This is a genomic window from Syntrophaceae bacterium, assembly GCA_013177825.1.
Lineage (GTDB): Bacteria > Desulfobacterota > Syntrophia > Syntrophales > PHBD01 > PHBD01.
The window spans coordinates 1-21061 of the sequence record JABLXX010000013.1 but is presented as its reverse complement, the minus strand read 5'-3'; the positions used below and the strand labels follow the sequence as shown (position 1 = coordinate 21061).

22 protein-coding genes are annotated in these 21061 nt (G+C 49.4%); 6 read left to right on the top strand and 16 right to left on the bottom strand.

Going from position 1 to position 21061, the window contains the following annotated elements; genetic code table 11:
• Positions 1-118: 118 nt before the first annotated feature.
• From HPY65_18190 to HPY65_18180, 3 genes are all read right to left on the bottom strand, one after another.
• Positions 119-364, bottom strand: a complete 246-nt coding sequence (locus tag HPY65_18190) for a hypothetical protein (GenBank protein NPU86412.1) — start codon at positions 362-364, stop codon at positions 119-121.
• A gap of 12 nt (positions 365-376) precedes the next feature.
• Positions 377-1042, bottom strand: coding sequence for a recombinase family protein (locus HPY65_18185; GenBank protein NPU86411.1), 666 nt, complete (start codon positions 1040-1042; stop codon positions 377-379).
• 287 nt (positions 1043-1329) lie between these two features.
• A complete protein-coding gene (locus HPY65_18180) occupies positions 1330-1599 on the bottom strand; it encodes a helix-turn-helix transcriptional regulator (GenBank protein ID NPU86410.1) in 270 nt (89 codons plus the stop codon).
• Positions 1600-1867: 268 nt separating this feature from the next.
• On the opposite strand from HPY65_18180, the gene HPY65_18175 reads away from it, so the two are divergent.
• A complete protein-coding gene (locus HPY65_18175; protein NPU86409.1) occupies positions 1868-2323 on the top strand; it encodes a hypothetical protein in 456 nt (151 codons plus the stop codon).
• Positions 2324-2353: 30 nt separating this feature from the next.
• Complete coding sequence (locus HPY65_18170; protein ID NPU86408.1) at positions 2354-2953, top strand: hypothetical protein; 600 nt, start codon at positions 2354-2356, stop codon at positions 2951-2953.
• 253 nt (positions 2954-3206) lie between these two features.
• Here the strand turns inward: HPY65_18170 and HPY65_18165 are convergent, their stop codons facing one another.
• The 9 genes from HPY65_18165 to tatA all read right to left on the bottom strand — a co-directional run bounded on the left by HPY65_18165 (position 3207) and on the right by tatA (position 12970).
• Positions 3207-5186 (bottom strand): hypothetical protein, encoded by a 1980-nt coding sequence (locus HPY65_18165; protein ID NPU86407.1) that lies wholly within the window; start codon positions 5184-5186, stop codon positions 3207-3209.
• Complete coding sequence (locus HPY65_18160) at positions 5186-6073, bottom strand: hypothetical protein (GenBank protein NPU86406.1); 888 nt, start codon at positions 6071-6073, stop codon at positions 5186-5188. Before HPY65_18160 ends, HPY65_18165 begins: the two co-directional genes overlap by 1 nt.
• Before the next feature lie 508 nt (positions 6074-6581).
• Positions 6582-7091, bottom strand: a complete 510-nt coding sequence (locus HPY65_18155; protein NPU86405.1) for a hypothetical protein — start codon at positions 7089-7091, stop codon at positions 6582-6584.
• 843 nt (positions 7092-7934) lie between these two features.
• Entirely contained in the window at positions 7935-8840 is a 906-nt protein-coding gene (locus HPY65_18150) for a hypothetical protein (GenBank protein NPU86404.1), read from the bottom strand.
• Positions 8841-8934: 94 nt separating this feature from the next.
• Positions 8935-10062 carry an AAA family ATPase gene (locus tag HPY65_18145; GenBank protein ID NPU86403.1) on the bottom strand — a complete coding sequence of 376 codons (1128 nt, stop codon included), beginning with the start codon at positions 10060-10062 and terminating at the stop codon, positions 8935-8937.
• A gap of 14 nt (positions 10063-10076) precedes the next feature.
• Positions 10077-10310: a DNA-binding protein gene (locus HPY65_18140; protein ID NPU86402.1), complete on the bottom strand. Its 234-nt coding sequence runs from the start codon at positions 10308-10310 to the stop codon at positions 10077-10079.
• 146 nt (positions 10311-10456) lie between these two features.
• Positions 10457-11287: a hypothetical protein gene (locus HPY65_18135; protein ID NPU86401.1), complete on the bottom strand. Its 831-nt coding sequence runs from the start codon at positions 11285-11287 to the stop codon at positions 10457-10459.
• The gene (locus HPY65_18130) at positions 11271-12419 is read right to left on the bottom strand and encodes a site-specific integrase (GenBank protein ID NPU86400.1); all 1149 of its coding nucleotides are present in this window, start codon (positions 12417-12419) and stop codon (positions 11271-11273) included. The genes HPY65_18135 and HPY65_18130 overlap by 17 nt, the downstream gene beginning before the upstream one ends.
• Positions 12420-12790: 371 nt before the next feature.
• A complete protein-coding gene (gene tatA, locus HPY65_18125; GenBank protein ID NPU86399.1) occupies positions 12791-12970 on the bottom strand; it encodes a twin-arginine translocase TatA/TatE family subunit in 180 nt (59 codons plus the stop codon).
• A 370-nt stretch (positions 12971-13340) separates the two neighbouring features.
• Here tatA and HPY65_18120 point away from each other — a divergent pair, with 370 nt between their 5' ends.
• The 3 genes from HPY65_18120 (at position 13341) to HPY65_18110 (ending at position 15143) form a co-directional block, all read left to right on the top strand.
• Positions 13341-13643: an EF-hand domain-containing protein gene (locus tag HPY65_18120; protein ID NPU86398.1), complete on the top strand. Its 303-nt coding sequence runs from the start codon at positions 13341-13343 to the stop codon at positions 13641-13643.
• Positions 13644-13923: 280 nt separating this feature from the next.
• Entirely contained in the window at positions 13924-14607 is a 684-nt protein-coding gene (locus tag HPY65_18115; GenBank protein ID NPU86397.1) for a hypothetical protein, read from the top strand.
• A gap of 218 nt (positions 14608-14825) precedes the next feature.
• A complete protein-coding gene (locus tag HPY65_18110) occupies positions 14826-15143 on the top strand; it encodes a hypothetical protein (protein NPU86396.1) in 318 nt (105 codons plus the stop codon).
• Positions 15144-15163: 20 nt separating this feature from the next.
• On the opposite strand, the gene HPY65_18105 is transcribed toward HPY65_18110, so the two are convergent.
• The 4 genes from HPY65_18105 to HPY65_18090 form a co-directional block, all read right to left on the bottom strand.
• Positions 15164-16129, bottom strand: a complete 966-nt coding sequence (locus HPY65_18105; protein NPU86395.1) for a chemotaxis protein CheV — start codon at positions 16127-16129, stop codon at positions 15164-15166.
• A 186-nt stretch (positions 16130-16315) separates the two neighbouring features.
• Positions 16316-17557, bottom strand: a complete 1242-nt coding sequence (locus tag HPY65_18100) for a radical SAM protein (GenBank protein NPU86394.1) — start codon at positions 17555-17557, stop codon at positions 16316-16318.
• Positions 17554-18483 (bottom strand): prenyltransferase, encoded by a 930-nt coding sequence (locus tag HPY65_18095; protein NPU86393.1) that lies wholly within the window; start codon positions 18481-18483, stop codon positions 17554-17556. Before HPY65_18095 ends, HPY65_18100 begins: the two co-directional genes overlap by 4 nt.
• 207 nt (positions 18484-18690) lie before the next feature.
• Positions 18691-19578, bottom strand: coding sequence for an MBL fold metallo-hydrolase (locus HPY65_18090; GenBank protein ID NPU86392.1), 888 nt, complete (start codon positions 19576-19578; stop codon positions 18691-18693).
• Positions 19579-20115: 537 nt separating this feature from the next.
• On the opposite strand from HPY65_18090, the gene HPY65_18085 reads away from it, so the two are divergent.
• The coding region (locus HPY65_18085) for a methyl-accepting chemotaxis protein (protein NPU86391.1) at positions 20116-21061 on the top strand (946 nt) is incomplete at its 3' end.

The following is a 21061-nucleotide window of genomic DNA, read 5'->3' as shown; positions in this document are numbered from 1 at the left end:
ACAATGTGCATCTAGAGGAGTAAAGGCTTATCAATTTTTCGGGGGAAAATTCATGGTCAGGTCCCTATCCGCGCTTTCGAAAAAAAGTGCCGAGATAGATCGAGGGGGGCCTGCCTGTCTATCTGATCACACCCCGACGGCTCTCCTTCTGTTGCATTAGCCTTTCATGATAGTGCGGATCCCCGTCTTCATTCGCGTCGCTTGCCGACAGCTTGTCCCGCTCAAGCAGCCTGCTGTACGAGTTGATCAGCTTTGACAACGCGTCCAGCTTCTCCGCCCCCGAGCTTCCCTTCTTCTGCTTGATGTCGTCGCATACCCGGTTGATTGCCGCCTCGATCTTCTGGATGACTTCCTTCGATGCCATGACCCTGCCTCCTCACTCCCTGACCGTCACGTCCAGCTTGTTCTTGCTGATCCAGTTGTACAGATTGACGATGGACGTGCCGTATTTCTTTGCTACCCTCGTCTTCGGGTAGCCGTCCCTGATCATTGCCACGATCTCTTCCCTGTGAGCGTCCAGCTTGCTCTTCCCCGGCCCCTTCGGCCTTCCGAGCTTGATCCCGCTTTCCTTCCTGACCCGCAACGCTTCCTTCGTGCGTGCGCTTATAAGATCCCGCTCGATCTCGCTGGCCATGGAGAACACCATCAGCAGGATCTTGCTTTCGATGGAACCGTTTAGCGTCCACCCGTTCTTGATCGCGTGAATGTTGATCTCCTTCCGCTTCGCCTCGCTGATGATCTCCATGATCTCCAGCATTGATCTCCCGAAGCGGCTCAGCTCCGCGACGATGATCCAATCATCCTTCTCCAGACTTTCAATGACCTCCCTGATCTTCCGCTTGTGCCAGTGAACCTTCCCCGAGACGACCTCCTCCACGAAATCGACGTTCCCGAGCCGTTGACTGTTCGCATACGTCAAAATATCCGCTTTGTTCTTCTCAAGATCCTGCTTCCCCGTGCTGACCCGGAGATACCCTATGACCTTCGGGACGCGCTCTGCCTGAGTCTCCTCCTTCGTTCGTAGCTTCAGCCTTGGTTTCATCGCTCTCTCTCCTTTCTGATGACCCTTAAACGAAAAGGTCATGAACTGACTAATTCTTAAACATGAGTATAAAGCGATTGTCAAGGCTATTTGTATATCATTAATGACCTATGATAAACGAACGTATTCGCATCATGACACAGACAGATGCGTGGTTGCCAAAGCTATCAGCAAAAGAAACGTTCCTGAAGTCGTCTAGAAGAAAATAATATGGCAGAGAGCAACGTCCGCAGTCAGAAGGGGGGTTTCGTTGTCGAATCTGATTCTTTTAATATTCTTAGAGTGAACTAATCGACGGAGGCCGAATCATCCCCCGGTTCAACTGAAGCCTTCTGCTTCTCTTCCGTGAGGGAGACTATCTTGGAGGGGGTGACTTTCAGGGCTTTGGCAAGCTGGAAGATGGTGACAAGGCTGGGCTGTTTCTTTCCGCATTCAAGATGGGAAATAAAGCTCCGGTCGAGGTTGCTCAACTCTGCAAGCGTCTCCTGCGACATCTTCCGCGCTTTTCTCAGTGTCCTGATCGTCTGACCGAACGCATCCTCGATGGTTACGTGCATTCCCATGAAGAGGAGCAATACCAGAGATGCGGGGATTATTCTGTTGACTATAGACCACAGGAATGCTAGCCATCCATCGAACAGAGAAAAAATCGATATGTCCCATGACGTCCACTTGGTAAATTAGCCACAGATTCTAAAGTCTCCTAGAAAATGAATGCAGAACCCCAAAAGAGCCCTTGCTTTTTCCAAGCTGTTATGTAGACTGACCATCAGCAATATATCAGCAGATGGCCCGTTTAAACTTCAACTCTAGAAGGAGGGCAGCATGCAGATAGATGCACTTGTTCTTACAAAACATTCCCTTTCTCCGAAGATCACAACGATTTTCCTCCTGATCCTTCTCCTGTTAACCCCAAACCTATACGCAGCAGACCTAACATCCATAAACGATGTTGATGTCCTGTCCGTCTCAGCACGTAAAACTAACAATTCAACCTTGTACGTTTCCTTTTTCTACAAGAACAGCAGAACGGATAAACTAGTCTTCTGGCGCGGCATGACATCTCAAATGAGTTGTGATGCCTATGAACTCATTGGAAATGTCAGTGATAGGCGGAAAGGGAAATATCTCGGCTCCCTCAAGAATCATCCTGTTGGCAGTTTCTCCCAAGGCGTCTACATTGAAATTGTCACATCAAAAGAAAAGTGGGGACTTGTTGATTGTGCTTGGACCTACGGCGGGAAATACTTTTACGGAGAAGATACTTTCTTACAATATTAATGCATCAACTATGCAAGAGGAGATCTGATCGTGAAAATAAAATGTCCCCGATGTGGCTACAAGGGGGAACTCATAAATAGCAAGTGCCAGATATGTGACCTCCACATAGAACCTAGTTCTCCAACAAAATCAAAAAAATATTATATAATATCAGTATTTGTTTTTGCACTTCTAGCTATTGTGATAACATATCTCAAGTTGAATAATTATGTTTTGATCAAGAAAGATATTGTATTATCTAAAGAGTCCAAACACATAACTTCAAATATACAGAAGAATGATAATCCTGATGTTGTAGCCAAAACAGATCAGGCCAAGGGATTAGCTAAGGATATTGAAAAGAAATCACTATGTGTAAGCTTATTGCGCGAGAAGATTTCCATGGCCGATGAGAAGAAAAGACTACTTGAGATTATTTTCAAATTAAGAGAGGAAGAAATTATAAACATGCAAGATATCGTCCGTAAAAATTGGCCAGAAAGTCAAATACAAAAAGCTTTGCGAGACAACAGAGATATTTTTGAAGAAAGAAGGAGAAAATATGAGTTGGAGGAAAAAATACTTAACGAAAAACGTTACAGAAATGCAGATGAACTAAAATTAAACAATTGTGAACAAACAAGAAATTAGAATTATTGAGTTACTAACCAATCCACCCCGGAAATTTTTCTCTGTTTGAGAGACATTGAAAAAGGACCCCGACACCTCCCTCGACACAATCACCACACCCTGAAGATCCCTGCCCGGTAGAAGCTCTGCCGCTTCTTCCAGTGAAATAAGCGTCTCAAACAAGAAAATGCGGTACAGATCAACGTCCGCGCTTCAATGGGGGGGGTCTTTTTCGGGATGAAGTTCGTGAGTTAACAACCATTATTGTATCGGTTCAGTCCGCGTTTTTTGATATCATGTTTGAATACTTATAAAGGTACCAGCATGCTACACTGCGATACGGTTTCCAGCGCTCGGCAATGTGTACTATTTGAGAAGTATCACCCTGATCAATCCCGTAAACATCCGAAATAATTTTCCTTAGTGCAAGATCGTGGATGGGAAGAACGTCAAGTCTTGCCAATCCGAACAGTAGAAACATGTCAACTGTCCAGTCCCCAATACCTTTTATGCTTTTCAAGACCGCTCGAATCAAATCATCATTTTTTTCTTCAATATTTTGCAATTGTAGCATTTTACTTTCATGTTTTTTTGCAAGATTCAATAGACACTCATATTTCCGTCCAGAAAGTCCCGACTCCATGACTTCTTTCGTTTTCAACGAGAGAAATGCACTCGGAGTTATAGAACCCGAAGAAAATAGATTCCGGAAACGCCTAGTAATTGCATCTGCTGAGTTCTTTGACAACTGCTGGCTTATTATGGCATCTGCTAAAAATTCAAATCCAGAATTTCTAGGAGTGAGTGTGCATGGACCAATCGAATCAATGATGGCTTGTATTTTTTTATCTTTTGTACGGAGTTGGCTGCTTATCTCTTCTAAACTTATTGATTGCGACAACTTTCTAATCTGCTGATCGGTATTACTCGGTATTTTCGAATATTTCTTCTGCCATGCCGAAACAATTTCGTGGACTTCACTATTGCTCTGTTCTGCAACAAACATGCTGAAATCGCTTATCAGTACATGATGACCTTTTGATGATTTGTTTACATTGGTTTGTTCGTCTTCCAGACTTTCAAATAATGTTTGTTGAACTTTACTGCTTTTTGAAGAGTATGGGCTTTTCTTGACATAATCTCCCATCGGGGAAAGACCTTTTTCAAACCGAGCCAGTATTGTCTTTAATGCTTCGTGACTATTATCTACTCCTATCCAGAATCGTCCCATATCGTTGGCGACAGTCAGAGTCGTTCCGGATCCAGCAAAACAGTCCAATACCAAGTCTCCAGGATTTGATGACGCACCAACTATTCGGCGAATAAGATCAGGGTTCTTTTCGGTTGGATATCCGGTTATTAATATGTTTTGATTATGAGCATCTCGAAATTCCATCCAAATATCTTGCACACCAACGCCGGTGTGATCGTCAAGATAGATCTTTCTTCTTGGATTGTTGTTTTTTGACCAGTATATTTCTCCCCTAGCGTCCATTGCATCGAGCGTTTCCGGTGGATATTGCCAATGTTTGCCGGGAGGAGGTAACATTCCACGCCACAGACCGCCCGTTGCTCCATTTCTAACTCCTGGAGCATGTAATGGAACTTTCATGTATCTTCGGCCGTTATCTGCTTCCGTGTATTGATATTCTTTTACACTTTCATCAGACAGCACCTCAACAGGACGGTTCCAAACATATTTGTTAGTCTTACTGTAGAAAAGAATAAAATCCGCAATATTGCCATAAGCCTTACGCGTATAATTTTTGGGGTTGCATTTTTTCCTGACAATCAAGTTTCGGTAATTTGAAGCACCGAATATCTCATCCATAACGATCTTCATCTCAAAAACCATTTTGTCATCAAGATGAAGGTAGATAGAGCCATAATCTGACAAAAGCTTATGAAGCAAGATTAGACGTTCTCTAAGGAATTCAATATATTGCCCGCCTACCAGAGTATCTTCGTAAGCTTTCTGTTGTGTACGAGATAGAAACGCACCTTTAGTAGAAAAAGGGGGGTCTATATATATGAGTGAAACCTTTCCGCAGACAGATGAATCATTAATGAGTGTGAGGAGGACATCAATATTATCTCCATGATACAACCTATTAGGCGATTCATGATGGAAGATTTCTTGGAATCTCTTAGCAAATGAACTCGTAATTTCTTCGACCGAGCGCTTGCCTTCATATTCAAGTCTCGCAGGATGATAATTGTGTTTGTTGTTCTTTCCTGGTACTCCCGTTGCCATTACTTCATCTCCTTAGATAAAAGCCAATCAATTGATATTCGATCTGCAAACATCCTCAAAGTAACAACTTTCACCAAGCCGGGCCACGAGTCTTCAATATAAGCATAATCACGCCACATAGAACCTAACAATAATCCAGGCCCATCATTTAAAAAAATCACTTTAAGATTTAACCCTTTTTCTTTTGAATATTGGACAACTTCATTGGCACAATCTCGATACTGACCTGTGCGGTCATCTTCTTGTGCTCCGCCCCTGTCAGAATCATACCTGGCCAGACCTACAGCAACAGGTTTATCCTCATGAAAAAGAACAAAATCAACTGGCCGATCAGGTTTCGGATAGTGTTCAAAAAGTTCTCCCATGATAACATCTTTGCCTGCTCGTTCGGGGCCTATTATTCTCATATCAGAAAACTGTTCTCTGATAATCGTAAATAAACGTTCAGTAAGATCATAACCTTTCTGGCCTCTATCCTTGTATTCCCAAAGCACTGCACATAGAGCTTCATCGGGCATAGGTCTTGCGCTGAAATGTGACTGAACTTCAGTCACAGCCCGAAAACCCTTTCCAAACCGATCACATATTTCCTTGGCTGCTGACTTCTTCTTTAACATTTCGACGGGCGTCTCAGGACTTACATATTTTCGAAACACCCTGCAAAGTTGGATTCTCATCCATTGAGGACTAGTATTTGCTATCGTCATAAAGAAATCTGTTGAGGAGTGTGCGCTCTTCAGAAGTTGTCCGAATGTTACAAGAACCGGTTTATATAGTTCACAAGCAAGGGGAAGTACATCGGGGTAATATTCACCAGTTGAAAGAGTTATCCATAAATGTCCTTCATCTCGATAATCCATAAAGGTTCTTTCTTCTCTTCTTATCATTTTTTTCCTTTCTGGTTATCATGAGTAACTAATTATGTCTGTAAATTATGCTCATCTTGCCCTAGCATTACCCATTCTGTCAAGAAGAGTTCTCAAAGCCCAAATCCAGAAAAACGTATAGCTGGATTGTGCGGCGAAGACTGCCGAAGCATAAGAGATTGTTCCCTCAAAAACTTAATTAATCATGCGTCTCAATATTACATTGATTCCATCTATTAAAGGTATTCATGTTATCTACGACAATATATCCACCCAAAACCTTCACATTGACCACATTTACAGTCCTCTTCACTACCTGAAGCTTTACAAACAGGACACTCTTCCCAATCTCCTTCACTAATCGCACTACGCCAGACCCCTTTACATCGTTTTCTATTATAAACGTTCCCACAACGTTCATTAATCACACTCGGGTTTCTATTATAAGCACGACAGACTGTACAAACAGCAACCGGCGGGGACAGTTTGGTACCCATTGCTTATTACTCCTTTGCAATATATTCTTTATTCAAACTTTATTCAGCTCATAATACCAGAATCTAACTACAACATCCAAGATGGGCAGGAATTCAGACTTGCTACCATCTGTCCTAGTAAAAGACACAAATGATCTGAAATTCGTTTCGGTAGTATACTCATGGGAAATTGCAGTAATGTCCAACCCACGTTCGTTAATTTCAATAGATTCTATTGCTGCCGGTGACGACACAGTAGTGTATCGTGCTTTTTTCGGGTCAGTGTCAGTATACAAGTGCTTGTATGCATTAGCTATGCTTTGAATATCACGAAATGCACCATTGGTTTGTAGACACACATACTCAACATAATCACCTTTCGATTTATACTGTGAAACAAGTTCCGGCTTATTGAGTCTGTAGTATTCTTGATAATGATCAGCTAAATGAAAAGCGGCTACGGAAGCATTGAATGCCCGCCTTACGCAGCCCGGATTCATGCGACAGTCATCGGCATTTCCCACAACAAATGCTTCAAAAAACTGTGTCGGCGTCATTCCCATGACTGTTTATCCCCCTTCCGTTTCCCTTTTCAAAACTCAATTAATCAAACGTCTCAATGTTTTGTCAATTCGTCTTTTCATGAGCCGATCCACAGCCTGTAGCAACAACCTTCTGCTGTTCAAAAACAGTGAAAGCCTGTTCCGAATCACAAAACGAAAAAGCCGCAGCCCGAGACTCTCTCCAAAAGATCATCAGCAAGATACACCCACGAAAATCGCTTGCCCGTTGAAGAATGCCGGTCTCGCTGTCGTTTGACACAGCAAGTTAATTAATCGCGCTACTCGGCTCCGGGCTCTACCCGAGAAAGCACGGAAGCCTCCTCCCATGAGACTTTGAAAGATCTGACCGCTAAGAATCGCGGATACCGAATTATCTGAGCATGAAGCTGTCTTCTATCGTCTCGGCTGAGAAAACGACGGAGAAGGCTGTTCCCGCTCGGGAGAAGGGGATTCTTGTCGAGAGATCTGCTGTCACTGATCGCAGCTAATTCGCCTGATAGCCGGATTAGCTGCTTGCCGCTGCCATCACTGCTGCTCATTCACGGTCCCCTGCTCCCTGTTTCCGATTCTACTGTTTCCATTGCCGATGCCTGCTCCTTTTGCTGCATGCTGCTGCTGTTTCTTGTTGTCTGTTCTTGCCGGTGCTGTCTCCTGTTGCCTGCTGTCTCCGGTGCTGCTTCCTGATCCCTTTCCCGCTGTTACTGTTTCCTCGGCTGTTGCCTGTCTCTGTTACTGCTACAGACACCTGATGACTTCTGGTGAAGAACTGTGAAGTCCTGTGCCGATGGAAATAGTCATGTAATCAACAGAGAAGATGCTGTATGTGTGGAGGTGTGGGCTTTATTAAGAAATTCTATCCCTGAACCGATCAAAATTTCTTAACGCCATAATCCTCATATCCAAGTCGGTCTTGAAGCCAACATTTCCCGAAACCCTGTTCTTTTCCCTCTTAAAATAATGAACCAGATCCGAGAATGTCTCAATATTGTTGTCCTGCAGAAATCTCTCTGCCCTGTGTCCGGTTCCTATTAGCATCCTTTTTGTCATCGTCCGACGGCCATCGATTCCTGCAAGCCAGAGCCCAAGTCTGCATACGTCGATCCTTTCTTTCACAAGATACTTATCATCCATGCTGTCGAAAAACGCCTTGAAGTCAAATCCAACGAGATCACGGATCCTACTTATCCTTGAATGCTTGAATATGCTGTCTGCTCCCCTTAACCGCCATTCCGTATGAATACACGGCCGCCTGTTGATCTTCGAATCCCTCACATAGACAACAAGTTTCAACCGTGCTGATACTGTGAAGACAGAATAGAATGTGAACTCTCCACACAGCCCATTTTCGAGATCTCTCTGATGTTGCTTATTCGTTTTTCGTTCGGCACCGCGAAACGTCGTCGCGTACGAGTACTTTTTTCGTAACGTACGACACATCCACTTTGCCCGTTCGTTTGCTTCTTCACTCGATTCCATGAATGTGTCATGAGCAATTTCAAGATAGTTGATCCGAGAACCGCTACCGATAATCGCTTCGCTTTCCTGCAGCATCGTCAAACAGAGTGCGGACGGAGCCGTCAGTTCAATACGGGAAGCAAAACCCCATGCATTGCTTCTAACAACCCTGCAAGAGAGGCTTTCTTTTTTCAAGCGATCAATAAGAAGCTCTTGATTAATTAAGTTCTTATTCTGAGTGCTCAAGATCTGAATCCGGTCAAAATAGTATCCCTCCTTGTCGGATACATTCATTGCCTGCCTCCTATTCTTAGCATCTCCCGCCAATTCGGGAGATGCCGTCAATTGATTTGATGCATGTTAACCTCGTTAAGCAGGGAGAAAGAGGTTAATACTCTTTGAATTCCTTGATCACCTGTTCAATCGTGTCACCCGTGTAAGCTTTGCGCCATTTGTCGGTTGGTCTGCCGTCTTCCGTGAAGAGCCCATCCTTGATGGCCTTCTTCTTGATCTGTGAAACGTTCACTTCCGTGCACTCAAGAACTTCGGCAATGTCCCGTTGCTTCATGCCCAACCCGATCAAGGCAATGATGTAGGGTGGTCGTTTTCTGTCAGCGTAATGGGACGTCTGCCAGGGCAATCCGCTATCCGGGTCATGTGCAATTCTTATGGTGAACGGTCTCAGGGCATTGTCACGCTTTCCCCTCTTCTTAACGAATTCGACTTGAAAGTACGCCCCGCTGGATCTTGTGGCGTCTGCAAGGTCTTTCAGTTTGATCGTCCAATCAACGTTATCGTACCTGCCAGACGTACCTCTTGGGTTTCCCTTCAAACTTGCATGATGAATCACAATCACGGCAATTCCCATGCGTCTCAGTGTAAGAAGCCATTGATTGATGTCATCCCAATCTTTCTTCGAATTCTCGTTGATTCCCGGAGTCAGACTGGAAACATTGTCGAGGATAACGAGCCCAATGGAGAGGTCCTTGCGGACCACTTCACTGATCTGGTCCCGCCACTTCCGTTCCGTGATATTGATGATCTGCATATCCGTCTGAGCTGCGATCTCTGACGAAAGAATGTTCAAACATGCTTTGTCAGCAGGGAGATCTTTCGCAAACTGCAACAGTCGCTCTTGAATGTCGTCCAGCTGCATTTCTCCATCGGTGTAAAGACAGCCAGCAGGGTTATCTACTGTCCATTCCCCGATTGTAAGTTGCTTCACGACAGCAATAGCAACAGACCATGCGAAGAATGACTTCCCAACGCCCGCTTTGGCGTAGACCAAGGTAAGCGAACCGGCCTTGAGCCATGGTCTCATGATATGAGGTCTTTCCGGGAGTTTTCTTGTCATTAAGTCGCTGGCAGAGACCATCATGTCGGAGATTGAATCGTTCAGTTTTGTCTCTGAGACATTGCCGGGAAGTGGCGTCTCAGTATTATTGTTTCTCCACGGGAGAGGTCTGTTCAGCCGGTCTGATTTCCTGTGCAGCATGATCTTTGTATTCTCGTTCATCGTAAACCTCCTCTTCAGTTGACAGTGAGAGAGTCGATGGTAATGACCGGGTTTATCTTGATCCAGGTCTCCACGTCTTCAACGAAGTAGAGAACCCGCCGCTTCTTACCGGTCCTGCTGTTGAGCACGTAATACTTCGGACCCCGTTTCTGGCAGCGCATGTTTGCCAGAGTCCCGACGGGGATCCCATAGATGGCCTCGACCTGCTGCGGGGTCAGCGTCCGCTTCTTCTCTTGCTTGCTCTTCATTGGTAGTGCCTCCTTTCTTGAATTTTGGGGGCACTCTAACGGCATAATACGGCGCCGTCGCGGCTTGAGAGGTCAGCCGTACTTATGTCTCACTGTGGTATAAGGGCCTGGGGGTTACTTCTCAGGGGGTAATAAGAAACCGGCTCTTATTCATCTGGCGAGTCCGGAACGAGAATCGGCTCTTCGGGAAAGATGCCTAGCTCGACGTTTCTTATTATATTTCGGGCTTTTTGCAGGTCACTACGGAATGATCTTTGAATATCAGGGTGCTCACCGGTACGCTTGGGGTCAAGCATCGCCGCAATTTCTTTTATCTTTAGACCTTGCTGCTGTAAATCGTAAACTTTAAGATAACGTTTCAGTTCTTCATAGCGAACACGGCTGATGGGCATAGCGAATCTTTTGAAGATGTAATCCGCGACTCTATATACTAAGTCTTTTTTCCATTTCAAACGAATGTCTGCTATCTGTTTTGAGATATCTTCTATGGTAATATTGCCAACCATCGGTACGGCAACAAAAACATAGCTGCATTCTGCTTTTGTTAGAAGCCTTATTGAATCTTCCGGTGTTTTAATTATTTTCTTGCTATCCATATGTCGTCTGAATTGATTGACATACTCCGGCAACATTGTACAAATATCTTGATCGTTGAGATCTAACACACGCAAATCTTTACGCTTTTTCCTGTTTTTCCACCAATCGTTGAATGAAGAATTGAATATATCACCAAAAAACTCATAATTACGCTGCAAGCTCCATATGTACATAGTGCGCTCATTTTCGGGTGTGCCCAACTCATAATCGACAATTCTACCATCCTCTATGATAGAATATGACCGATCCTCATTTTTAATAATTTGCACTGGGTAAGGTTGTGACTCGCAATATATTTTGTAGTTATCGCTTCTTTTAAGATACTCCCACCATAGCTCATATATTTCTCTTTCGGAGGGCTTTTTATCTCTTTCCGGCATGGCTCTCTCCTTTTTTCTTTTTTAAAAACTTCTCAAGGTTCAGGACGGCTTGTTTCTTGTGCTCCGGCATCAGGTGAGCATACCGGGAAGTCATGGCAAGGGTTTTATGCCCGAGAAGGTCGCGTATCGTCAAGATCGGCTCTCCATTGAGCGCGAGCCACGATGCGAAGGTGTGACGGAGGCTGTGGAAAGTGATCTTCTGCCGAGGGTCTGTGATGCCGTCGTTGAGGCCGAGCTTCTTTATGGCGCGTCCGAAGGTCGCAGAAACGTAATTGACACGCCCTCCGTGCCGACGATCTCTAAAGAGCAGTTCATCCGGACTATCGGGCTTCCGCATAGCAAGCATTTTTTTCACTGTGTTGGACATGAAAGCTTTCCGGCTTTGCTTGTTCTTCGGATCGGCTATGTGAATCATGCCGTTTTCGAAGTCCAAGTCTTGTCCGCGGATATTACAAATCTCTCCGAATCTCAAACCGCAGTGTAAGCTCAACAGGGCCATGTCGTGTAACAACTGTCCGGAGGCGCTTTTTAACTCTATCAGCAATTTGTCGGCTTCTTCGGGTGTCAGAAACCGCTCCCGCTGATTTTGAAGAACCGGCATCTTCACGCCTTTGATCGGGTTTTCCCCTTTATACAACCCCCACAAGACAGCCTTGTTGAACATCTGACGGAAGAGGACAAGGGTATGCTTCACACTGGCAGGGGATAGGCCGTCTCTGGCGATTTGGTTCTTGAGGCGTTCGAGGTCTAGCGGGAAGATCTCATCGAGACGCTTATCATCGAAGGTAGGAGAAAGATATCGGCCATAACGAGATGCATCATCGCAACCACCCCTAGACTTATTCTCTGCTGCCCATTCGAGGTACTTAGAAGCTATGTCTTTGAAATATGGGGCCTTCACTTTATCTTGCGGTAATTCATCCCCATGTCTCACGTTACGGAGACGATTTGCCCGCAAGTCGGACGCGACCTTCGCCGAATAGCCCTCGCTGAGCCAACCTACCTTCTCCCAGATTTTCTTACCGAACCGTTTGTACGTTATGTCGAAGCAGACGTCCGGTCTGCCGTTGTGAACTCTCTTCTCGGCTTTCCGCTCATAAACGCCAGTGTATCGGGTCGGTGTCCGTTTCATGATACCCTATAGCTACCCTTTTCGTTCATTCTGGCTGATTTTGGGTGATTTGTCAAGGAAAGGAAAAACCGACCAACTATTTGATTATTATTGATTATAAATTACCTGTGATCACGGGTGAAGGGTGTGTCAATTTGTACTTTTAATCCGTTGGTCGTCGGTTCGATCCCGATACGTCCCACCAATAACAAAAGGGGGCAGGCAAACAGCCTGCCCCCTTCCTTTTTTTATCCGGCTTGCTCATAGCTGGCGGCTGTCGAAAAGTATCCCTACCAAAAGAATTCCGCCAGCCTCCCTGCAGAGGGGTGCGAATGAAGCGAAAAAGGGGGCTCGACCTTCCGGCCGGCCCCCTGTGTAGACAGATGCCGGAGCTATTGTTTCTTGTCTTCGATCTTGCCTGCTTCTCCGGTTTCGTTCATGGAACTCCTGAAGCCCTTTATGGTTTTGCCCACGGAACTTCCCAGCTTCGACAGCTTGCCCGGCCCGAAAATCAAGAGCACAATGCCCAGGATGATCAGAAGATGCATGGGTTGAAAAAGTCCTCGAAACATGGTGACCACCTCTGCAATTTTTCCGTCAGATATAACGCTGAATCCGGCCTGTCAAATCAAATGCGTCCCCCCGTTCCGTCAACCGGCATTGGAAATGGATCACCGGGGCATCCAAAGGTCCAGATTATATCAAGCCAATGCACACTCCGGCCGACCGTTCTGCCCGGCACTCACAATATGCCAATGAAGATATAGCTTTACATCGCTTCTCTCTTTGGTTATCCAGTGTGTGCAATTGAAGCGCGTGCAGTGATGAGGGAGGTTACGAAAAGGTCCCGGTCTTCCGGACCTTCCTGCCGTCTTCCCTGCCCCGGGGATATGCCCGATGGATGTTCAAGGTGACGGAACAATTGATTTGGAGGAGGAAAGGATGAAAAGACCCTATTTCTGTTTTGTCGTTGCGGTTGTGGTTATGAGCTTTGTGCATTTGTCCGGCAGCATCCTCCTGGCAAAAGAGAAAGGGCCGTCGGACCAGGCTATCAAAAATGTTTATCGACAGATTCTCGCCAGTGCGGACAAGAACGGCGACGGCAAACTCAGCATGGCCGAGTGCACATCCATCTCAAAAAACAAAAACAAGATAGAAAAAGACTGTAAATATTGGGATGCCAACGGTGATGGATACATTACGGAAGAGGAATACGTCAAACAGGCAAGAAACATCATGCGCTAGAAAAGGGCATCCCGCAGCGACCCGATTCAAACCGGTCCTCTGAAGACCTCCCATTTATTCCTGAGAAGCAGGGAAAGGGGTATCATCCTTTATCGGGATACAATTCCAAATCCGGGTACCATGTAGAGAAAGGACACGGGTTACGGCCGAGGAGACCGGATCCTCCCTTTCCGGCGATCGGGGAAACGTTCCGGGGTTATTGCACCTTGTCAATACGCCAGAAGTCGGATGGCACAACCAATGAATTCATGCTCCACATCCTGAAAGGAGGAAGGGAATCATGAGACGAGAGAGAATCCTGGTAATAGCAGCGGCTGCCGCCCTTGTATTCCTGGTGATTGCAGCGCAGGCGATTGGAGCAATGAACATCCTCCTTGAAGACGGCCGCGTCATCTCGGTCCAGGTCAACAAGAACGAAATCATGGGGATTGTCTTCGACAAGAGCCCCGACGAACTCTCGGGAAGGTTCCCGACGCCTGCGCCGCAGCCGGCCCTGTCGTCCGGGGTCCCGGTGACTCTTTACTGGCACATGGCGGACGACGCCGACGTTTACCTGAACGGGGTCCCGCTCAGGAAGTACGAACCTTCCTTCCGGACGCGCGGCGACGAAGCCCCGCACCCGGCCTTCTCGGTCTCGGCCACCATCAGGAACGGAGACGTCTTTACGGTTGGTGGCCGCCGCGGCGGGAGTTATGGTTTCATGCTGATCGCCGTTGACGGATCCGGCCGGATCGTTTTCAGGACGAACCAGCAGTCCTGGAGAACCTACAGGCCGGGCGAGCGGTCCGACTGGTATCTCCCCGCTGTGGCTGCCGCCTCGCCCCAGGGGCCCGTCACCGTCCAGTCAGACCCCTGGTACCCGCAGAAGGAGCTGAATCGCAAGTTTGGCAACCAGGCTCTCTCCGTCTGGGCTTCGCCGAATGATCGCTTCGCTTTTCTTACCGCGACGGTGGTTTTACAGTAGGAGACGGCCTCCCTTTTTTCGTCCCTGCATGGCCCGGGGATCGGCCTCGCGAGAAAGCAGTCGCACATGTTCCCGGCAGGCATCCTGATCTATGGCTCCTCTCCGGCTGCTCCGGAGAGGAGTCGAAGATCGGGCCGCCGGCATTGGAAAGTAAACAAACGCCGGTTATCTGAAGACGGCGGAGAGGAAAGCGGGTCTGACGACCATACGAAGCCCAGCTGTTCTTCGCCGTCTATATAGGAATAGGCTTTGGACTGGAAAACCTGAAACGTCTTGGTGTTGTCACGGCATACGCGGTGGGAGGTTCGGTGGCGCGGGTCGGCTTCACCCTGCTTCTTGGTTTTGGCCTCACGTTCTTCAAAAAATCGAGCATTCTGAGCGGCTTTCTGAGCACGGCACCGGGCGGCATGGCCGAGATGGGCGTACTGGCCATTTCCCTTCATGCCGATATTATCACCGTCGTGGCCTTTCAGCTCTTCCGGCTCTTCTCTATCCTGCTCCTGTTGCTCCCTTTTCTGAAAAAGTGCTTCCAGTAACCAACGCCCGACAGGACGATTCATCTTTCTTCCATCATTTTTTTCAGCGTTTTGATCAACTCCGTCGGACTCGGTTTCGCAAGCTGGGCATCGGCATGGACGGACTCGCCTTTATGTCGCAACTTTTCGGTAATCAGTGACGAGAATAAAACAACCGGCAGGATTTTCAGCATCGGGTCGCTTTTTACCTTCTGGCATAAATGATAGCCGTCCATCTGGGGCATTTCGACATCCGAAAGAATGATGTCGATGAAATCGGTGATGGGCTTCTTCTCCTCCGTGGCCTTGCTCCTGAGGTCAACCAGATGCTCCCAGGCCGCGCTTCCATCCACCGTCGAAGTGACGATGAAGTCACCATTCTCTTCAAGGGACTGTTTCATGGCCCGGCGGATCATACCGGAGTCGTCGGCATGAAGAACGCGGAACGGGCCGTTCTTTCCTCTCCATGTCGATTCCGATTCAAGCTCCTTTTTTTCGGCCGGCTGAAGCTGCGGGACCGCAAGACGGGGATCGATCTCACTGATAGCCCTTTCCAGATCAAGCATGAGAACGGTTCGGTCTTCCAGGTCGATGAAACCCGTAATGGCGCTGCTGTAATTTTGCATGAAATTGTCCAGGGGTTTTATGTTTGTCCAATTCGTGCGGTGAATCCTCGTGATACCGGACACCAGAAAAGCGGATGTCACCTTGTTGAACTCCGTTATGATCGCGATCGCCCTCCCGTTTTCGCGGCGCTTTCTGCCCAGCCAGAGGGCCATGTCGACAAGGGTGATGACCTTGCCGCGGTGGTCGAATACGCCGGCGACAAACGGCGAGGCTTTTGGCGGTTTGATGATTTTCGGTACGCTGATGATCTCGAGAACCTTTGCCACGTTGATGCCGAAATAGCCCTTGTATCCCCCCTCTTCATCTATATAAATCTCAATGATCTCAAGCTCGTTCGTACCCGCCTCCAGAAGAATCCCCTTATTGTCCGATGCGGCCATACCCCCTCCTCTCCCAGTGGTCATTAAAAACGATAAAGCAATAAGCGTACCATTTATCATTGAAGGTGCCGACCATTATTCCTGCGGCCGCGGCCTGCCAGGGGACGGTACGGGAAGCCGTCCTCCCCGTCCACGGGTCCAATGGCAGGAGGGATACGTTCCGGAAGGCTGTTTCTTCAGGCGGGTTTATGATCGGGATGGTGTTGAGGTCGGATTGGCGGTCTGCTTCTTTTCCCGGATGAAGCAGCGGGGATCCTCGGCCAGGTAATCGCCGCTGTATGCCAGGGCGCGCCCCCGGCATCCCCCGCAGACGGAGACGTATTCACATTCGCCGCACAGCCCCTTCAGCGTCTGCTCCCGGTTCCGCAGATTCGTGAAGACCGGCGACGTTTCATAGATTGTGCGGAAAGACTGTTCCCGGACGTTTCCCCCGCTCACTTCCACGAAAGGGCAGGGCCAGACGTCGCCGTTGGCCTTGATGTAAACGAACCCCCGGCCGGCGGCACAGCCGTGAAAGACCTTTTCAGCCAGCTTCAGTTTCCATCCCCGGTTGATCCCTTTCTTCCCGAGGAGATAAGGCCAGTATTGAGGTCCGGCGACGGGCTCGATGATGGTCTGCACGTTTTTCTGCTTCCCGGCGATCAGCTCGCTGAGCTTCTGGTTGGCGCTTTTCTTCAGCGTGGCGTTCTTGATCTTCTCCCCCCGGCCCACCGCCACGAGTTGATACATCAGCATGATGCTTGCCTTCTGGGCGTCAACAAAATCAATGAGCGGTTCCAGATGGGGGATGTTGTATTCCATGGCCGTTGTATTGACCTGGAGGAGAATGCCCGCCTTTTTGGTCGCCTCCATCGCCCGCATGGTCAGATCGAACGCCTCGGGGTTGTTCCGGATGAAATTATGAACGTCGGGATCGGCCGCATCCAGGCTGATGGCATTGCAGGCGACGCCGTGATCCTTCAGCTTCCAGGCCGTTTCTTCATCGATGAGGGTGCCGTTCGTCGCGATGATATTGACGAATCCCGCGCGCTGGGAGTGCCGGAGAAGCTCGAAGATGTCCCCCCTGACCAGCGGCTCCCCCCCGGTAAAGATAAGGGTGCGGAACTCCTGCATCTCCGCGAGCTGGTCAATGAAGCGCTTCCCTTCATCCGTCTTGAGTTCCCGGGGATCCGGTTTGCCGCTCGTGGCGTGGCAGTGGATGCAGCGCAGGTTGCACGCTGACGTCACCTCCCAGACGGGATGCCCCGGATAGCCGATGCACCCCATGCCCAAGGCGCCGTTGGAGACAGGAATGGATTTCAGGCTGTGCCGGGCAATCCAATGGGGGAGTTTCCGCCAGTCGTTCAGATAGGCCATGAGCAGGGCGCTGCCAAGCTGTCTGGGCAACAGCGAAGGCGGCCAGTAGCATGGTTTGAAGGCTCTCATCATTTCCAGAATGCCAGCATGTAAGATGCGGTCGTTCCGAGATTCACGGCAATCGTGAGGCCGCACATCGTTTCCAGGAGCTTGCGGTTCCGGTCCGCATTGGCAACGAGCATCCCCATCACGATCAGAGATGTCAGAACGACGGGCATATAGAGGTAGAGAGCGATGTGCGGGACACCCGCCCGAAGCGACAGAAACATGCCGCCCCAGGAGAGGACGGCAAAAGCGATGTAAATGCCTTTCCCCCATGTTTTCCCAAGCCGCACAAGCAGGTTGCGTTTACCCACCCGTTGATCGGCCTCGTAATCGGGAAATTCGTTCAGGAGGATTACGTTGAAAATCGACAGGGCGATGGGAAGGGCCAGCCAGTGGATAAAGGGATGGACATAGCCGGTCTGTATGTAGAAAGCCGTGGCGACCGGGAGCCAGCCATAGCAGATGCCGATAAAGAATTCACCCAATCCCGTTTCCACGAGCCGTACCGGCCGGGTGGAATAAAAGAAGCCCGACAGGGCGCCGAAACAGCCCATCAGTAGTGTATAAGGCCCCGTCCGGTAATGGAATTGCAGGAGCAGACCGATCGCACCGGCGATGATGAAGGCAATGATGCTCGTCCAGAGCGGGACCTTTTCCGATACCCTGCCGGCGGGCATGACACCGGACCCTCCGGCAAAGCGGCTGGGGAAGATGGCCTTGGAGATCCGGTCTTCCTCAATATCGAAATATTCCCCCGCCTGATACGTCGAGAGCATGATCATGATCACGGCGAGCGTTCCGAGAGCAAAAATGCCGAAGTGAAAGAGGTGATCCATCCGCCAGGCGAGGAGGGTTCCCAGAAAGAAGGGCAGGACGCCTACGGTATGAAAGGGCGGTCTCGACAGGGAGAACCACTCTCCCCATGCTATTCCAACTGTTTGTTTATCCGACATAATTACCCATAATACACCCTTCGGAACAAAGGATGTTCGACCTAACACAGGAGAATCTGCTTGTCAACAAGGGGGGACAGGCGAACGGCCACTCCTCTGTGTCTTTGTCTTGCCTGCCGGGGCCGACGAGTTTCGAACATCTTCCCGGGAAGGGGGCGGAGAAAGTATATATACGCGGCGGTCCGGATGTATCTTTTTGCGCGGGAATCACCTTCTTGCGAACACTCCGCCCCGTTCCGCAACGAGTCCCTTTTGCATGAGCCATCGAAGATGCTTCTCCGCATGGAGGCGCTCGCCGAATTCGTAGAATTCGGCAGGCTGCATCGGTTTCCCATAAAAAATCCAGGCGTCTGCGATCTCGGGAAGCGTTCTCGGCCGTTCCAGGAATTCCAGATATCTCCTTTCCCGGTCATAAATCGCAGACTCATAGTTTTCCCAACGTCCATCCGGGATTCTTTCAAAGACGCCCTTCCCATGGCAGGCAAGCCACTGTTTCGCCGGAATGGCTTTCAGGCGGCGGAGCGATTCCAGGGTGTCCTCGATCGTTGCATAGACCTCTCCATACCAGGGACCGATCGGCGTCAGATCGTAGTCGCCCAGGAACAGAATTTCCGGTTCCCTGAAGTAGAAGGCCAGGTGTCCCGGACTGTGGCCTGGAGTCCGGAGAACCTCGACCGTGACGACCCCCAGATCGATCACTTCCCGATCCCTGAGAAATCGGGCCGGTCGCCGGGGTCGGAAGTGAAACTGCTTCAGCAGGATCTCGCGCCAGTAATCCCGCGCCGACGGGCTTTCGACCCGATACCAGTCCATGTAGATCTCCGGATCCGCCAGCGGCGGCGCATCCTCCTCAGACATCCACAGGGGGAGGTGGTCAAACAGATCCAGGTGCATCAGGTGATCTTCGTGCCAGTGCGACAGCCAGACCGTTTGCACGGCCCCCTCATCCCGCAGGCGCTTCAGCTGCGTGCGGTCGGAGGAAGGATCGATGAGGACGCCTGCCTCGCGAATGAACAGGGAATGACAATAAGGGTGGCGGCCGTCATTCTCTCCGCGGATAAGGGTGATCGGACCGTACTGTTCCATCTCCGTCATGTCGGCAATCTCCGGCTTGGATAGGATCGATGAGCGCTCTCGACGCGGCACAGCGACGTTTAGAGTGTTCCGGGGAAAAGATCAACCTCCGAATTTCACCGCCTGCGGTCCGATCCATCCCTGAAAACCCATCGGGCTCCCCTGGAGAGAGTCATTAATTTCTCTTATTCCAGATCGAAATCGAACGCAGGGTCGGACGGATCGTCATTTTCATGACGAGCAATGTCAATTATTCAAGATGATGCTGACCATAACCTTTTCGATCCTTCCGTCTTGCCGCCCCGGCCCGTCGGTTTTTGTCCTGCCCATGAGAAGCAAGAGATCCATATGCCGCGTAGCGGTGTTTCCCGGTCGGCACCATTCAGCCAAGGTTGCAGGCAGACTGCACACCGATACAGGGGTGCACGACTTGTGTCCGCTGATTGCCCCGAAAAGGCAGGAGAAAAGATGGCCCTAATATTGCTTCTGGCATCGCGGACACATAATTCCCGCAACGAACCCGCAAGGGTCGAAAATACCGAGAGAGGGGGAATGTACATGAAGAAAAGATCTTTGAATTTCAAATTGATGACCGGTGGCATCCTGATCGTTTTAATTCCGTTGGTCGTAGTCGGCGCCTTTAGCGCCTGGAAATCGTCCGACGCATTGACCGATATCGCTGTGAGCCAGTCGGAGATGATCGCGAAGAGCGTGAGCGGGCTCGTCAACATGGCGCTCCTGGAGGAAGTCAAACTCGTCTCCGGCATCGCGGCCGACGCGAACGTCATCGAGGCTACGTCCGGAAAAACCGACGGGGCAATGCAGCGCCTGACGGCAACCATGAAAAAGATCGGTCATGACTACGAAACGATCTTTGTCACCGACTCGACCGGCGCGATCCGTGCGGACGGCATCGGCGGCTCCTACGTCGGTATCAACATCGGCGAACGGGACTACTTCGCCACCGCCAAGGCCGGAAAAGCAAACGTCGGGTCCGTCATCAAATCCAAGAAGACGGGGAGCCCCGTCGCAGTCGTGGCCGCCCCGATCCTGGGAAAGAACGGCGAATTTCAGGGTATTGTGGCCGCAGCCCTCAAGATCGACTTCCTTGTCGAGCAGGTCGTCTCAACCAAGGTCGGCAAGACCGGGTATGCCTTCATGACCGACAACGCCGGGACCACCGTTGCGCATCCGAAGAAGGAATTCATCCTGGAGCTGAACGTGAACAAGCTCCAGGGAATGGAACAGATCGCCCGCCAGATGATGGCTCGCGAAAGCGGCTCGACGAACTATACCTTCAATGGTGTCCCCAAGATCGCCGGCTTTGCCCCGGTTCAGCTCACCGGCTGGTCCGTCTGCTTCACCCAGGACCAGAAGGAATTTCTCGCTCCTGCCCACATGATCCGGAACTTCATCCTGATCATCGCCGTGGCATTCCTGGCCCTGACCGTGGTCGGCGTTCTCTTTTTCGCCCGCGGCATCAGCCGTCCCATCACCAGGTCCG

Excerpts from the sequence above, each read along its gene's own strand:
- HPY65_18190 (NPU86412.1), bottom strand. The coding sequence starts at position 364 with ATGGCATCGAAGGAAGTCATCCAGAAGATCGAGGCGGCAATCAACCGG.
- HPY65_18185 (NPU86411.1), bottom strand. The coding sequence starts at position 1,042 with ATGAAACCAAGGCTGAAGCTACGAACGAAGGAGGAGACTCAGGCAGAG.
- HPY65_18180 (NPU86410.1), bottom strand. The coding sequence starts at position 1,599 with ATGCACGTAACCATCGAGGATGCGTTCGGTCAGACGATCAGGACACTG.
- HPY65_18175 (NPU86409.1), top strand. The coding sequence starts at position 1,868 with ATGCAGATAGATGCACTTGTTCTTACAAAACATTCCCTTTCTCCGAAG.
- HPY65_18165 (NPU86407.1), bottom strand. The coding sequence starts at position 5,186 with ATGGCAACGGGAGTACCAGGAAAGAACAACAAACACAATTATCATCCT.
- HPY65_18160 (NPU86406.1), bottom strand. The coding sequence starts at position 6,073 with ATGATAAGAAGAGAAGAAAGAACCTTTATGGATTATCGAGATGAAGGA.
- HPY65_18155 (NPU86405.1), bottom strand. The coding sequence starts at position 7,091 with ATGGGAATGACGCCGACACAGTTTTTTGAAGCATTTGTTGTGGGAAAT.
- HPY65_18150 (NPU86404.1), bottom strand. The coding sequence starts at position 8,840 with ATGAATGTATCCGACAAGGAGGGATACTATTTTGACCGGATTCAGATC.
- HPY65_18145 (NPU86403.1), bottom strand. The coding sequence starts at position 10,062 with ATGAACGAGAATACAAAGATCATGCTGCACAGGAAATCAGACCGGCTG.
- HPY65_18140 (NPU86402.1), bottom strand. The coding sequence starts at position 10,310 with ATGAAGAGCAAGCAAGAGAAGAAGCGGACGCTGACCCCGCAGCAGGTC.
- HPY65_18135 (NPU86401.1), bottom strand. The coding sequence starts at position 11,287 with ATGCCGGAAAGAGATAAAAAGCCCTCCGAAAGAGAAATATATGAGCTA.
- HPY65_18130 (NPU86400.1), bottom strand. The coding sequence starts at position 12,419 with ATGAAACGGACACCGACCCGATACACTGGCGTTTATGAGCGGAAAGCC.
- tatA (NPU86399.1), bottom strand. The coding sequence starts at position 12,970 with ATGTTTCGAGGACTTTTTCAACCCATGCATCTTCTGATCATCCTGGGC.
- HPY65_18120 (NPU86398.1), top strand. The coding sequence starts at position 13,341 with ATGAAAAGACCCTATTTCTGTTTTGTCGTTGCGGTTGTGGTTATGAGC.
- HPY65_18115 (NPU86397.1), top strand. The coding sequence starts at position 13,924 with ATGAGACGAGAGAGAATCCTGGTAATAGCAGCGGCTGCCGCCCTTGTA.
- HPY65_18105 (NPU86395.1), bottom strand. The coding sequence starts at position 16,129 with ATGGCCGCATCGGACAATAAGGGGATTCTTCTGGAGGCGGGTACGAAC.
- HPY65_18100 (NPU86394.1), bottom strand. The coding sequence starts at position 17,557 with ATGATGAGAGCCTTCAAACCATGCTACTGGCCGCCTTCGCTGTTGCCC.
- HPY65_18095 (NPU86393.1), bottom strand. The coding sequence starts at position 18,483 with ATGTCGGATAAACAAACAGTTGGAATAGCATGGGGAGAGTGGTTCTCC.
- HPY65_18090 (NPU86392.1), bottom strand. The coding sequence starts at position 19,578 with ATGACGGAGATGGAACAGTACGGTCCGATCACCCTTATCCGCGGAGAG.